The sequence below is a fragment of the Kitasatospora sp. CB02891 genome (assembly GCF_002803145.1).
GTDB lineage: Bacteria > Actinomycetota > Actinomycetes > Streptomycetales > Streptomycetaceae > Kitasatospora > Kitasatospora griseola.
In genome coordinates, this window is sequence record NZ_NNBO01000011.1 from 33,614 (window position 1) to 47,533 (window position 13,920).

Annotated in this window: 14 protein-coding genes; 10 read left to right on the top strand and 4 right to left on the bottom strand. The window is 73.1% G+C overall.

Annotated features, from left to right (window positions below; translation table 11 throughout):
• The first annotated feature begins 77 nt into the window (after positions 1–77).
• From CG736_RS23405 to CG736_RS38675, 9 genes are all read left to right on the top strand, one after another.
• On the top strand, positions 78–221 hold the full coding sequence (locus CG736_RS23405; RefSeq protein WP_157815694.1) for a hypothetical protein: 144 nt from the start codon (positions 78–80) through the stop codon (positions 219–221).
• Positions 218–307 carry a K(+)-transporting ATPase subunit F gene (kdpF, locus tag CG736_RS23410; RefSeq protein ID WP_100588158.1) on the top strand — a complete coding sequence of 30 codons (90 nt, stop codon included), beginning with the start codon at positions 218–220 and terminating at the stop codon, positions 305–307. Before CG736_RS23405 ends, kdpF begins: the two co-directional genes overlap by 4 nt.
• Before the next feature lies 1 nt (position 308).
• Positions 309–1,970 (top strand): potassium-transporting ATPase subunit KdpA, encoded by a 1,662-nt coding sequence (gene kdpA / locus CG736_RS23415; RefSeq protein WP_100588159.1) that lies wholly within the window; start codon positions 309–311, stop codon positions 1,968–1,970.
• Positions 1,970–4,051 (top strand): potassium-transporting ATPase subunit KdpB, encoded by a 2,082-nt coding sequence (gene kdpB, locus CG736_RS23420; RefSeq protein WP_100588160.1) that lies wholly within the window; start codon positions 1,970–1,972, stop codon positions 4,049–4,051. The genes kdpA and kdpB overlap by 1 nt, the downstream gene beginning before the upstream one ends.
• Positions 4,052–4,070: 19 nt before the next feature.
• Positions 4,071–4,688, top strand: coding sequence for a K(+)-transporting ATPase subunit C (gene kdpC / locus CG736_RS23425; RefSeq protein WP_100588161.1), 618 nt, complete (start codon positions 4,071–4,073; stop codon positions 4,686–4,688).
• 104 nt (positions 4,689–4,792) lie between these two features.
• On the top strand, positions 4,793–7,342 hold the full coding sequence (locus CG736_RS23430) for an ATP-binding protein (protein ID WP_100588162.1): 2,550 nt from the start codon (positions 4,793–4,795) through the stop codon (positions 7,340–7,342).
• Positions 7,339–8,013 carry a response regulator gene (locus CG736_RS23435; protein ID WP_100588163.1) on the top strand — a complete coding sequence of 225 codons (675 nt, stop codon included), beginning with the start codon at positions 7,339–7,341 and terminating at the stop codon, positions 8,011–8,013. The genes CG736_RS23430 and CG736_RS23435 overlap by 4 nt, the downstream gene beginning before the upstream one ends.
• A gap of 35 nt (positions 8,014–8,048) precedes the next feature.
• Positions 8,049–8,708 carry a response regulator transcription factor gene (locus tag CG736_RS23440; protein ID WP_100588164.1) on the top strand — a complete coding sequence of 220 codons (660 nt, stop codon included), beginning with the start codon at positions 8,049–8,051 and terminating at the stop codon, positions 8,706–8,708.
• Positions 8,705–9,802, top strand: coding sequence for a sensor histidine kinase (locus CG736_RS38675; RefSeq protein ID WP_100588165.1), 1,098 nt, complete (start codon positions 8,705–8,707; stop codon positions 9,800–9,802). The genes CG736_RS23440 and CG736_RS38675 overlap by 4 nt, the downstream gene beginning before the upstream one ends.
• Positions 9,803–9,897: 95 nt before the next feature.
• Here the strand turns inward: CG736_RS38675 and serS are convergent, their stop codons facing one another.
• The 3 genes from serS to CG736_RS23460 form a co-directional block, all read right to left on the bottom strand.
• Positions 9,898–11,193, bottom strand: coding sequence for a serine--tRNA ligase (gene serS, locus CG736_RS23450; protein WP_100588166.1), 1,296 nt, complete (start codon positions 11,191–11,193; stop codon positions 9,898–9,900).
• Positions 11,194–11,299: 106 nt separating this feature from the next.
• On the bottom strand, positions 11,300–12,094 hold the full coding sequence (locus tag CG736_RS23455; protein WP_100588167.1) for an alpha/beta fold hydrolase: 795 nt from the start codon (positions 12,092–12,094) through the stop codon (positions 11,300–11,302).
• A gap of 38 nt (positions 12,095–12,132) precedes the next feature.
• A complete protein-coding gene (locus CG736_RS23460; RefSeq protein WP_100588168.1) occupies positions 12,133–12,339 on the bottom strand; it encodes a DUF4287 domain-containing protein in 207 nt (68 codons plus the stop codon).
• A gap of 152 nt (positions 12,340–12,491) precedes the next feature.
• On the opposite strand from CG736_RS23460, the gene CG736_RS23465 reads away from it, so the two are divergent.
• The gene (locus CG736_RS23465) at positions 12,492–13,397 is read left to right on the top strand and encodes a hypothetical protein (protein ID WP_100588169.1); all 906 of its coding nucleotides are present in this window, start codon (positions 12,492–12,494) and stop codon (positions 13,395–13,397) included.
• Positions 13,398–13,410: 13 nt separating this feature from the next.
• On the opposite strand, the gene CG736_RS23470 is transcribed toward CG736_RS23465, so the two are convergent.
• Positions 13,411–13,854 (bottom strand): iron chaperone, encoded by a 444-nt coding sequence (locus CG736_RS23470; protein ID WP_100588170.1) that lies wholly within the window; start codon positions 13,852–13,854, stop codon positions 13,411–13,413.
• Between the last annotated feature and the right edge of the window lie 66 nt (positions 13,855–13,920).

Sequence of the window (13,920 nt, forward strand, 5' to 3'; positions counted from 1 at the left end):
CGTCAAGGAGGCGTCAAGGGTGGGGGATCACCCGTATGGGGGGCGTCAGGAACCGTGAACGCGGGGGGTTGCGCTGCTTGGCTCAGTGGGCCGGCGAAATACGCAGGCCGTTGTCCCGAGCCACCTTGGTGGATGCCATGTCGGATCTGATCTATGTCGGTGTCACGGTCGCCGTGTTCGCCGTCATCGCCCTGATCGCGCGGGGGGTGGAGAAGCTGTGACCACGGAGAACATCGTCGGTCTCATCGTCGCCGCCGCGCTGGTCGGCTACCTCGTTCTCGCGTTGATCCACCCGGAGAAGTTCTGACATGAGTGCGACTCTTGCCGGCTGGCTCCAGGCGATCGCCCTGGTCGGCGCGCTGGCCCTGTGCTACCGGCCGCTGGGCGACTACATCGCCGGGCTGCTGACGTCCGCGAAACACCTGAGAGCCGAGAAGGCCCTGTACCGACTGGTCGGCGTCGATGGCGACGCCGATCAGCGTTGGCCGGTGTACCTGCGGTCGGTGCTGGCGTTCTCGATGCTGTCGGTGCTGTTCCTGTACGGGCTGATCCGGTTGCAGACGCATCTGCTGCTGAGTCTGGGCGTGCCCGAGATGGAGGCGCACCAGGCGTGGAACACCGCGATCTCGTTCACCGCCAACACCAACTGGCAGTCGTACAGCGGCGAGTCCGCGATGGGCCACCTGGTGCAGATGGCGGGCCTGGCGGTGCAGAACTTCGTCTCCGCGGCCGTCGGCATCGCCGTGGTGGCGGCGCTGATCCGCGGGTTCACCCGCAACCGCACCGACCGGGTGGGCAACTTCTGGGTGGACCTGACCCGGATCTCGCTGCGCCTGCTACTGCCGATCGCGATCCTGTTCGCGCTGGTGCTGGCCGCGAACGGCGTGGTGCAGAACTTCCACGGGTTCCACGAGGTGACCACCCTGACGGGCGGTCAGCAGGCGATCCCCGGCGGGCCGGTGGCCTCGCAGGAGGTCATCAAGCTGCTCGGCACCAACGGCGGCGGCTTCTACAACGCCAACTCGGCGCACCCGTTCGAGAACCCGACCGGCTTCACCAACCTGGTGGAGGTCTTCCTGCTGCTGGTGATCCCGTTCTCGCTGCCGCGCACCTTCGGGAAGATGGTCGGCGACCACCGGCAGGGCTACGCGATCGTCTCGGTGATGGGCCTGTTCTGGGTGGCCTCGGCCGCGCTGATCACCTTCTTCGAGCACCAGCACGCCGGCAGCGCCCTGCAGGCGGCCGGCGCGGCGATGGAGGGCAAGGAGCAGCGGCTCGGCATCGCCGGCTCCAGCCTGTTCGCGGCGTCCACCACGCTCACCTCGACGGGCGCGGTGAACTCCTTCCACGACTCGTACTCGCCGTTCGGCGGCGGTCTGACGATCTTCAACATGATGCTCGGCGAGATCGCGCCCGGCGGTACCGGCTCCGGCCTGTACGGCATGCTGATCCTGGCGATCGTCGCGGTGTTCGTCGCCGGTCTGATGGTCGGCCGCACCCCGGAGTACCTGGGCAAGAAGCTCGGCGGCCGGGAGATGAAGTTCGCCTCGCTGTACATCCTCACCACCCCGACGATCGTGCTGATCGGCGCGGGCACGGCGATCGCCCTGCCCGGCGAGCGCGCCGGGATGCTCAACTCCGGCGCGCACGGCTTCTCCGAGGTGCTGTACGCGTTCACCTCGGCCGCGAACAACAACGGTTCGGCGTTCGGCGGCATCACCGTGAACACCGCCTGGTACGACACGGCGCTGGGCCTGGCGATGGTGTTCGGCCGGTTCCTGCCGATGGTGTTCGTGCTGGCGCTGGCCGGCTCGCTGGCCCGGCAGCAGCCCGTCCCGGCGAGCGCGGGCACGCTGCCCACCCACAAGCCGCTGTTCGTCGGACTGCTCTCCGGGGTGGTGCTGATCGTCGTCGGCCTCACCTACTTCCCGGCCCTGGCCCTCGGGCCGATCGCAGAAGGTCTCCGCTGATGTCCACCACGCTTGAACCCGCACCGCACCGGGCCGCGGCCGGCCTGCTCGACCCGAAGCTGCTGCTCGCCTCGCTGCCCGACGCGGTGAAGAAGCTCGACCCCCGGGTGATGGTGAAGAACCCGGTGATGTTCGTGGTCGAGGTCGGCTCGGTGGTCACCACCGTCGCCGCGATCGCCGACCCGTCGGTGTTCGCCTGGGCGATCACCGCCTGGCTCTGGCTGACCACGGTGTTCGCCAACCTGGCCGAGGCGGTCGCCGAGGGCCGCGGCAAGGCGCAGGCCGACACGCTGCGCAAGGCCAAGACCGAGTCCGTCGCCCGCCGTCTGGTCGACTGGCCCGCCTCGCAGGCCGAGGAGGAGGTGCCGGGCACCTCGCTGCGGCTGGGCGACCACGTGGTGGTCGAGGCCGGGGAGGTCGTTCCCGGTGACGGCGACGTCGTCCAGGGGGTGGCATCCGTCGACGAGTCGGCGATCACCGGCGAGTCCGCACCGGTGATCCGGGAGTCCGGCGGCGACCGGTCCGCGGTGACCGGCGGCACCAAGGTGCTGTCCGACCGGATCGTGGTGAGGATCAGCTCCGAGCCGGGCAAGACCTTCATCGACCGGATGATCGCCCTGGTGGAGGGCGCGGCCCGGCAGAAGACGCCGAACGAGATCGCGCTGAACATCCTGCTGGCCTCGCTGACCATCGTCTTCCTGATCGCGGTGGTCACCCTGCAGCCGATGGCGACCTACGCGGGCGCCCCGCAGCCCACCGTGGTGCTGGTGGCGCTGATCGTGGCGCTGATCCCGACCACCATCGGCGCGCTGCTCTCGGCGATCGGCATCGCCGGCATGGACCGGCTGGTGCAGCGCAACGTGCTGGCGATGTCGGGCCGGGCCGTGGAGGCCGCCGGCGACGTCAACACCCTGCTGCTCGACAAGACCGGCACCATCACCCTCGGCAACCGGCAGGCCGCCGAGTTCCTGCCCGCCGCGGGCGTCACCGTCGAGGAGCTGGCGGACGCCGCGCAGCTGTCCTCGCTGGCCGACGAGACCCCCGAGGGCCGCTCGATCGTGGTGCTCGCCAAGACCGGGTACGGCCTGCGGGCCCGCGCCCAGGGCGAGTTGGCGCACGCCGAGTGGGTGCCGTTCACCGCGCAGACCCGGATGTCGGGCGTGGACCTTCACGAAGGCGCCGGCCGGCAGGTCCGCAAGGGCGCGGCCGGCTCCGTCTCCAACTGGGTGACGGGCAGCGGCGGTTCGGTCGGCGCCGAGGTCGCGCAGCTGGTCGACGGGATCTCCGCGGCCGGCGGCACGCCGCTGGTGGTGGCGGAGCAGGACGGTGCGAAGGCGCCGCGCGTCCTGGGTGTGATCCACCTGAAGGACGTGGTGAAGGAGGGCATGCGGGAGCGGTTCGCCGAGCTGCGCCGGATGGGCATCAAGACCGTGATGATCACCGGCGACAACCCGCTGACCGCACGGGCGATCGCCGAGGAGGCGGGCGTCGACGACTTCCTCGCCGAGGCCACTCCCGAGGACAAGATGGCCCTGATCCGCAAGGAGCAGGAGGGTGGAAAGCTGGTCGCGATGACCGGCGACGGCACCAACGACGCCCCGGCGCTCGCCCAGGCCGACGTCGGCGTGGCGATGAACACCGGCACCATGGCGGCCAAGGAGGCCGGCAACATGGTGGACCTGGACTCCAACCCGACCAAGCTGATCGAGATCGTCGAGATCGGCAAGCAACTGCTGATCACCCGCGGCGCGTTGACGACCTTCTCGATCGCCAACGACGTGGCCAAGTACTTCGCGATCATCCCGGCGATGTTCGCCGGCGTGTACCCGGGCCTCAGCCACCTGAACATCATGGGCCTGCACAGCCCGACCTCCGCGATCACCTCGGCGATCATTTTCAACGCCCTGGTCATCGTCGGCCTCATCCCGCTGGCCCTGCGCGGCGTCAAGTACCGTCCGTCCGACGCCGGTTCGCTGCTCTCCCGGAACATCGGGATCTACGGCCTGGGCGGCCTGGTGGTGCCGTTCGTCGGCATCAAGCTCATCGACCTGATCGTGCAGTTCGTCCCCGGCCTCAACTGACCCGAGAGGAGAACGAGACATGCCCACCTTTCTGCGCACCCACCTCACCGCGCTGCGGATGCTGCTGGTGATGACCGTGATCCTCGGCATCGCCTACCCGCTGCTGATCACCGGCATCAGCCAACTCGCCTTCCCCGCCAAGGCCAACGGCTCCGTCGTCGAGCGCGACGGCAAGGAGATCGGCTCCGGCCTGCTCGGCCAGAGCTTCGACCTGCCGAAGCAGAACCCCGACGACCCGGACGAGCAGGCCCAGCCCGACCCGAAGTGGTTCCAGCCCCGCCCGTCGGCCGGCGGCTACGACCCGAAGTCCTCCGGCGCCTCCAACCTCGGCCCGAACAGCGAGGACCTGCTGAAGGCCGTCGAGGAGCGGCGCGCCGCCGTCGCCGCTTTCGACGGCGTCGACCCGGCGAGCGTCCCGCCGGACGCGCTGACGGCCTCCGGCTCCGGGCTCGACCCGCAGATCTCCGTGGCCTACGCCAAGGAGCAGGTGCAGCGGGTCGCCAAGGCCCGCGGCGTCCCCGCCGAGCGGCTCGACCAGCTGATCGCCCAGTACACCGACGGCCGCTCGCTCGGCTTCCTCGGCCAGCCCGGCGTCAACGTGGTCCTGCTCAACCGTGCGGTCGCCGACCTGACGTGACGACGCGTCAATTACCCGAGCAGGCCGACCCGGGCGCTCCCCCGCCCGGGTCGGCCGGCCGCGTCCCCGAACCCCTCCAGCCCACCACCGTGAGACGAGCCGCCATGCCAGTCGACCCCGGACAGGCCCTCCGAGCGCAGCCGCCAGGCCACCGGCGGGGCCGGCTGCGGGTCTACCTGGGCGCGGCCCCCGGCGTGGGCAAGACCTACCGGATGCTCGACGAGGCGCACCGCCGGCAGGAACGCGGCACCGACGTGGTGGTCGGCTTCCTGGAGACCCACAACCGGCCGCGCACCGCCCGGCTGCTCGACGGCCTGGAGCAACTCCCGCGCACCGTGCGGCGCTACCGCGACACCGAGTTCGCCGAACTCGATCTGGACGCTCTGCTGGCCCGCCGCCCCGAACTCGCCCTGGTCGACGAACTCGCCCACACCAACATCCCCGGCGGCCGGCACGCCAAGCGCTGGCAGGACGTCGAGGAACTGCTCGCCGCCGGCATCGACGTGGTCACCACCGTCAACATCCAGCACCTGGAGTCGCTCAACGACGTGGTGCAGAAGATCACCGGCGTGCCGCAGCGCGAGACCGTCCCCGACGAGGTGGTGCGCCGCGCCGACCAGATCGAACTCGTCGACATGGCCCCGCAGGCGCTGCGCCGCCGGCTCGCGCACGGCAACGTCTACCAGGCCGAGAAGGTCGACGCCGCGCTCGCCAACTACTTCCGGGTCGGCAACCTCACCGCCCTGCGCGAACTCGCGCTGCTCTGGCTGGCCGGGCGGGTCGACGAAGGGCTGCGCGACTACCGGGCCGTGCACAACATCGACCGGGTCTGGGAGACCCGCGAACGCGTCGTCGTCGCCCTCACCGGCGGACCCGAGGGCCCCACCCTGATCCGGCGCGCCGCCCGGATCTGCGACCGCACCGCCGGCGGCGAGCTGATCGCCGTGCACGTCACCCGCAGCGACGGCCTGGCCGGCGCCTCGCCCGGCCGGCTCGCCGAGCAGCGCAGCCTGGTCGAGTCCCTCGGCGGCAGCTACCACGTGGTGGTCGGCGACGACATCCCCGAGACGCTGCTGACCTTCGCCCGCGCCCGCGACGCCACCCAGCTGGTCCTCGGCACCAGCCGGCGCGGCCGCACCAACCGCTTCCTCACCGGCCCCGGCATCGGCGAGACCACCGTCGACCGGTCCGAGGACATCGACGTCCACATGGTCACCCACGCGTTCACCGGCCGCGGCCGACTCCCCTCGCTGGGCCGCCGGCACTCCCGCCGCCGCACCCTCGCCGGGTACGCCGCCGGACTCGCCGTCCCCTGGGTGCTGACCGCCGTGCTCTCCCAGGCGCACACCGCGCTGAACCTCACCACCGACGCGCTGATCTTCCAACTCGGCGTCGTCGGCGTCGCGTTGCTCGGCGGCGCGACGTCCGCCCTGCTGGCCTCGCTGGTCGCCTCGCTGCTGCTGAACTACTACTTCATCCCGCCGGTGCACACCTTCACCATCAACGAGGCCAACAACTTCATCGCGCTCGCCGTGTTCGCCGCCGTCGCGCTGTGCGTGTCCACCGTCGTCGACCACTCCGCCCGGCAGACCGCCCGGGCCGCCCGCGCCACCGCCGAGGCCGAGACCCTCTCCACCCTGGCCGGCTCGGTGCTGCGCGGCGCCGACGCCGTCCCCGCCCTGCTGGAACGCACCCGCACCTCCTTCGGACTGGACACCGCCGCGCTGCTCGACCCCGCAAGCGGCGAGGTGCTCGCCCGCACCGACACCCCGGCCGCCGCCGAGGAACACCCCGAGGTCACCGAACTGCCGGTCGGCGCCGACGCGTTGCTGGTGCTCACCGGACGCCGGCTGCCCGACACCGACCACCGGGTGCTGGCCGCGTTCGCCGCCCACCTGGCCGCCGCCCTGGAACGCGACCGCCTCGCCACCGTCGCCGCCGAGGTCGAACCGATCCGGGCCGCCGACCGGATGCGCACCGCGCTGCTCGCCGCCGTCAGCCACGACCTGCGCACCCCGCTCGCCACCGCGCTCGCCTCGGTCGGCTCGCTGCGCAGCCCCGACGTCGACTTCTCCGCCGCCGACCGGGCCGAACTGCTCGCCCTCGCCGACGAATCGCTGGTCGAACTCACCCGGCTGGTCGACAACCTGCTCGACCTGAGCCGGCTTCAGGCCGGTGCGCTCACCCTGCACCTGCAACCCACCCACCTCGACGAGATCCTGCCGCGCGCCCTCGACTCGCTGCCCGACCCCGACGCGCCCGTCCAGCAGCTCGACCTCGACACCGCCCCGCCCGTCCTCGCCGACCCGCCACTGCTGGAACGCGTCCTCGCCAACGTCGTCACCAACGCGCTGCGGCACAACGCGCCCGGCGCACCCGTCCTGGTCACCGCCTCCGCACACGCCGACCGGGTGGAGATCCGGATCGTCGACCGCGGACCCGGCATCCCGCCCGAGGACCGCGACCGGGTCTTCCTGCCGTTCCAGCGCCTCGGCGACACCGACAACACCACCGGCCTCGGCCTCGGCCTCGCGCTCTCCCGCGGCCTCGCCGAAGCCATGGGCGGCAGCCTCGACGTCGAGGACACCCCCGGCGGCGGCGCCACCATGCTGCTCACCCTGCCCGCCGCCACCGCCCACGAGGGAACCTCATGACCCGTGTCCTGGCCGTCGACGACGAACCCCGCCTGCTGCGCACCCTGCGCCTCAACCTGCTGGCCCGCCAGTACGCGGCGCTCACCGCCGGCACCGCCCGGCAGGCCCTGCAGCTGGCCGAGGAGACCCCGCCCGACGCCGTCCTGCTCGACCTGGGCCTGCCCGACCAGGACGGCATGGACGTGCTGCGCGCGCTGCGCCGGCACAGCGCCGCACCGATCATCGTGCTGTCCGGCCGCACCGACCCCGCCGACCGGATCCACGCCCTCGACGGCGGCGCCGACGACTACCTCACCAAACCCTTCGTCATGGACGAACTCTTCGCCCGGCTGCGCGCCGTCCTGCGCCGCCCCGCACCCGCCGCCGCCCCGCCGCTCGCCCGGATCGGCGACCACACCGTGGACGCGGCCGCCGCCCGCGCCACCGGACCGGACGGCCCCGTCCGGCTCACCCCCATCGAATGGCAGCTGCTCTCCGTGCTGCTCGCCGCCCCCGGCCGACTGGTCGGCCGCCGACAACTCCTCACCGCCGTCTGGGGACCCGGCCACGACCACCACGGCAACTACCTGCGGGTCCACTTCGCGGCCCTGCGCCGCAAACTCGAACGCGACCCGCACCGGCCCCGCCACCTGATCACCGAACCCGGCCTCGGCTACCGCTACCTTCCCTGACGGACCGTCAACAGCGCTGTGGCAGAATCCGCCGGGTGACCATCCGGGTGCTGCTCGCCGACGACCAGGAGATGGTGCGACAGGGCCTGCGTCGCATCCTCGAAACCCAACCGGACCTCCAGGTGGTCGGCGAGGCCGCCGACGGCGTCGCCACCGTCGAGGCCGCCCGCGCGCTGCGCCCGGACGTCGCCCTGGTCGACGTCCGGATGCCCCGGATGGACGGCCTGGAAGTCGTCCGGCAGCTCTGCGGGCCCACCGCCGACCCGCAGGTCAAGGTGGTCGTGGTGACCACCTTCGACCTGGACGAGTACGTGTACCCGGCGCTGCGCGGCGGCGCCTCCGGCTTCCTGCTCAAGCGCTCCGGGCCGGCCCTGCTGATCGAGGCCGTCCGCGCCGCGATGGCCGGCGACAGCCTGATCAGCCCGTCCGTCACCGTCCGGCTGCTCCAGCACGTCACCGGCCGTCGCCCCGACGCCGCGCCGCTCGCCGAACCGCTCACCGGCCGCGAGCAGGAGATCACCCGCGAGGTCGCCGCGGGCGGCACCAACGCCGACATCGCCGCCGCCCTGTTCATCTCGCCCGGCACCGTGAAGACCCACGTCGCGCACATCCAGCGCAAGCTCGGCGTCCGCAACCGGGTCGGCATCGCCATGCGGGCCTTCGAACTGGGCTACCTCACCGACCTGCCCGGATGACCGCCCGCCGCGCCCTCGCGGCCGCGGCGGCCGCGCTGCTGCTGCTGCCCGCGGCGCTCGCCCCGTGGACGGCCTGGTTCCCCGCTGCCGCCGCCGCCCTGGCGCTCGCCCTCGCCGTGCTCCGCCCGCCGCCCGCGCCGACCGCCGTCGCCGCCGCACTGGTCTCGCTCGCCGTCGACGCCGGCCTCCCGGGCGACCACGGCCTGGCGCTGCTCTGGATGCCCGTCGAGTTCGCCGCCCTGCTGGCGCTGCTGGTGCGCTCGGTGCGGCGGCTGACGGAGCGCCGGGCCTGGGCGGTCGGCGCGCTCACCGCCGCCGCCGCCCTGGCACTGCCGCTGCGCTTCGCACTGCGCCAGCCGCGCCCGGCGGACGCCTCGGTGGCCGGCCTGCTGCTCGCCGCCGTCCCCGTCGCCGCCGCCCTGGGCGCCGCCCTCCACCTGCGCGGCCAGGGCGCCCGCCGGACCCGCGCCGTCCGCGACGCCCGCCGCGAACAGCGCCTCGCCGTCGCCCGCGACCTGCACGACTACGTGGCCCACGAGCTCACCGGCATCCTGCTGGAGGTGCAGGCCGCCCAGGTAGGCGGCTACGACCAGGCGGAGAACGCCCGGCTGCTGACCCGCCTGGAAGCCGCCGGACAGCGCGCCCTCGCCTCCATGGACCAGACCCTCGACACCCTGCGCGCCCCCGACGGCGCCGGCCCGCGCCGCCACACCCTCGCCGAACTGCCCGCCCTGCTCGACCGCTTCCCCGGCCGCCCGGCCCTGCACGGCGCCGCCGAGCTGCCCGCGCTGCCGCCCGCCGTCGAGGACGCCGCCTACCGGGTCGCGCTGGAGGCCCTCACCAACGTCCGCCGCCACGCGCCCGCCGCCGACCGGATCGCCGTCGCCCTCGCCCACCGCCCCGGCGCCGGACTGACCGTCACCGTCACCGACAGCGGCCCCGCCCACCCCCGCGCCCACTCCCGCGCCCGCCCCGGCGGCGGCACCGGCCTGGCCGCGCTGCGCACCCGGATCGCCGGCCTCGGCGGCGAGCTCACGGCCGGCCCGCACGGCGCCGGCTGGCAGGTCGCGGCGACCCTGCCCACCGGCGGCTGAACGCACCGACGGCTGAACGCACCGGCGGCTGAACGCACCGACGGCGCGCGGCGAGGAGCCGCGCGCCGTCAGGTCGCGCTGTACCAGCGGGAGTTCTACTCCTCGACCGGGGTGCCGTCGGCGGCGATCCGGGTGAAGCCGAGGTACTTGTGCAGCGCCTTCGGCAGCAGCACCGAACCGTCGGCCTGCTGGTGCTGCTCCAGCACCGCCGCGATGGTGCGGCCCAGCGGCAGACCCGAACCGTTCACGGTCGCGGCCGGGGTCGGCTTGCCGTTCTCGTCCCGGGTGCGGATGCCGGCCCGGCGGCCCTGGAAGGTGCCGAAGTCCGACACCGAGGAGATCTCCCGGTAGGTGTCCTGGCTGGGCAGCCACACCTCCAGGTCGTACGTCAGCTGTGCCGAGAAGCCGGTGTCGCCGGCCGCCAACATGACCACCCGGTAGGAGAGTTCCAGCTCCTTCAGGCAGGCCTCGGCGTGCGACACCATCAGCAGCATCTGCTCCCGGGACTGCTCCGGGGCGCAGATCCGCACCATCTCCACCTTCGAGAACTGGTGCAGCCGGATCAGCCCGCGGGTGTCCCGCCCGTACGAGCCGGCCTCCGAACGGAAGCACGGAGTGTGCGCGGTGAGCGCCAGCGGCAGCTCGGCCGGCGGGACGATCTCGTCCGCGTACAGGTTGGTCAGCGGCACCTCGGCGGTCGGGATCAGGAACAGGTCCCGGTCGGCGACACCCGTCCGGAACAGGTCCTCCTCGAACTTCGGCAGCTGCCCGGTGCCGGTCATGGTGCGCCGGTTCACCAGGTAGGGCACCGCGTGCTCGACGTAGCCGTGCCGGCGGGTGTGCAGGTCCAGCAGCAGCGCGGCGATCGCCCGCTCCAGCGCCGCACCGGTGCCGCGCAGCACGCTGAACCGCGAGCCCGACAGCTTGGTGGCCCGGCCGAAGTCCATGATGCCCATGGTCTCGCCCAGATCGACGTGGTCCTTGGGCGTGAAGTCGAACGACTGCGGCTCGCCGACCCGGCGCACCTCCAGGGCGTCCTCGTCCGAGAAGCCGTCCGGGGACTCGTCGGACGGCAGGTTCGGGATCGTCAGCAGCAGGTCCGTCAGCTCCTGCTGGACCTTCTCCAGCTCGCCCTCGTTCTGCTGCACCTGCTCCTTCAGCGAACGGGCGCTCTCCTTCAGCTCGGAGACGTCCCCGCCCTGCTTCGCCGTCCGCTGCACCTCCTGCGCGACCTGCTTCGCGCGGGCCCGCAGCTCGTCGCCGGCCTGGATGCCCGCGTTCCGCCGGGACTGCAGGGCCTCCAGTGCGGACAGGTCGAGGCGGTGGCCGCGGCGTGCGAGCCGCCGGACGGCTTCGTCCCCCAGGTCGATCAGGGCGCGGGCATCATGCATCGGAGTCTGCTCCTCGGGACAGCCAGATCGGAATCCCGACGGTAGCAGGGGCGCGGATCGCGTCGTAGTGCCTTTCTCCGCCCTTGCGTCCCATGTCAGCCCCAGGTCAGCCCGTGGTCATGAACTCCGTGAGGACCGGGGCCAGCACCTCCGGCGCCACCTCGTGGGTCTGCCCCTCCAGGGTGCGGTACTCGGCGTTCGCGGCGGCCGCGGCCGCCCGGGCCGCGGCCCGCAGCGACTCCGGGCTGAGGCCGCCGTCCAGCACCAGCACCGGAACGGTCAGCGCCGCCAGCCGCTCGGCCGGCACCGGCGCGCCCACCGCGCCGTCCAGCACCTCGGTGTCGGTGGCCAGCGTCGGCGCGACCGACTCGAACACCGGCCAGACGGGCGACTGGCGCATCCCGTCGATCATCGGCTCGGGCATGCCGACGAACGCCATGAAGCGGGCGACCGCCGCGGCCCGGTCGTCGGCGGCGATGTCCTGCGTCACGCCCGTCCGGTAGTCGACGAACCGGGCCAGCTGCTCCTCGGTGGTGCTGAACGGCGGCTCGTACACGGCGACCCGCTCGACGCCGATGCCCGCACCGGCCGCCCGCAGCGCGAGCGCCCCGCCGGAGGACAGGCCGAACAGGGCCGCGGAGCCGCCGGCCGCCGCGACGAGCGCCGCCAGGTCCTCGATCTCCCGCTCCAGGGCGTACCCGTCGAGCGGGCCGCTCTCGCCGCGGCCGCGCCGGTCGTAGCTGAACACCCGGTGGCCGTCGGCCAGTTGGGCGGCGATCCCGGCGGACGGGCCGAACGCGCGGTGGCAGAGCGCCCCGTCCACGATCACCACAGCGGGGCCCTCGCCCACCGCCTGGTAGGCGATCCGGGTGCCGTCGGCAGAGGTCACGAACTCGGTCATGGTCGAACTCCTGGGTGCGGGTACGGGTGCGGGTGCGGTCAGCGGGCGGCGGCGGTGGCGAGCGTGTGGGCGACCAGCGCGTTGGCGTGGCCGTGGCCCAGACCGTGCTCGGTCTTCAGCCAGGCGACCAGCGCCATGTGCTTGGTCAGCGGCGAGCTGCGGACCAGCTCCTGCCAGTGGGCGATCGGGCGCCCGTACTTCTGCTCGATCGAGGGGAAGTAGCTGGCCGGTCCCTTGACGCTCATCCCGGGTTCCTCCGCGTTCCGTTGCGCTGCTGTCGTGCCGTCACAGGTAGGGACGAGCGGCCCCGGCGGAACTCATCGGTCCCCGCGAAATCTTTCTCGCGCCACTTCGCCAACACCGGGCGCTGCCCCCTCGGGCCGCCTACGGTCGGGTCATGGCATGGATCGACGACAGCACGATCGAGCGCGCCGCCGGCTACCTGTGGACCTCGGGCCGGGTCCTGGAGCAGCGGCGCTTCACCCACCTGTTCGACGCCCCCGACCCGGCGGGCGTCCTCGCCGCCCTGGACGCCCACCGCACCCCGGACGGCGGCTGGGCGTACGGCCTCGAACCCGACGTCCGCGGCCCGGCCGCCCAGCCGCTGGCCGCCGGCGCCGCCGCCCGCATCCTCGGCGAGGCCGGCGCGCTGACCGGCCCGCGCGGCGGCGAACTCTGCGACTGGGCCGCCACCTTGACCACCCCGGACGGCGGCGTGCCCGCCGTGCTGCCCAGCCTGCGCGGCTACCCGCACCCGCCGTTCATCCCGATCGCCGACGACCCGCCGGCCGAGCTGCTCTCCACCGGCCAGATCGCCGCCCCGCTGCTGCGCCACGGCGTCGAGCACGCCTGGCTGGCGGGCGCCCAGGAGTTCTGCCGCCGCGCCGTCGAGGCGATCGACACCACCCACCCGTACGAGGTGTTCACCGCCGTCGGCGTCCTGGACGCCTCGCCGGACCGCGCCTGGGCGACCGAACAGGCCGCCCGGCTCGGCGAACTGGTGCGCCGTCAGCAGTTGGTGCTGCTGGATCCGGCCCACCCGGAGCAGGTCCGGCTCGCCCCCGGGTACGCGCCCCGCGAGTACCACCTGCCGCACGACTTCGCGCCCCGCCCGGACAGCCTGGCCCGTGCCTGGTTCTCCGACGCCGAGCTGGAACGCGGCCTGCTCCACCTGCTGTCCGCCCAACTCCCCGACGGTGGCTGGCCGATCAACTGGGCCCGCTGGTCGGAGTCCACCGAGCACGAGGCCCGTCCGGGCGTCACCCTCTCCGCCCTGCTCACCCTGCGCGCCTACTCGAGCTGAGAGCGGCGCGGGTTCAGCCGACGGCGCGCTTCACCAACTCGGCGATGCGCGCCGACTCGGCCTCGCCCAGATCGGCGACCGCGTAGGAGGTCGGCCACAGGTCGCCGTCGTCGAGGCGCGCCTGGTCGCTGAAGCCGATCGTCGCGTACCGGGACTTGAACTTGGCGGCGCTCTGGAAGAAGCACACCGGCTTGCCGTCCTTGTTGTTGTACGCGGGCATCCCGTACCAGGTCTTCGGGGCCAGCTCCGGCGCGACCTCGGTGACGATCGCGTGGAAGCGCTCCGCCAGCAGCCGGTCCTCGGGCGGCATCTCGGCGATCTTCTCCAGCAGGTCCTGCTCCGCCTCCGCGGCCTTCGCGGCGGCCGACGCCCGCTTGGACTCCGCCTTCAGCTCCTTGGCGCGCTCCTTCATCGCCGCGCGCTCGTCCGCCGTGAAACCCTCGTGCTTCTCCGCCATGACCGGCTCTCCCGTCCGCTGCCTCGGTGTCGTGTCCTCATCGTAGGAACGCGCCCGGCGCCCCGG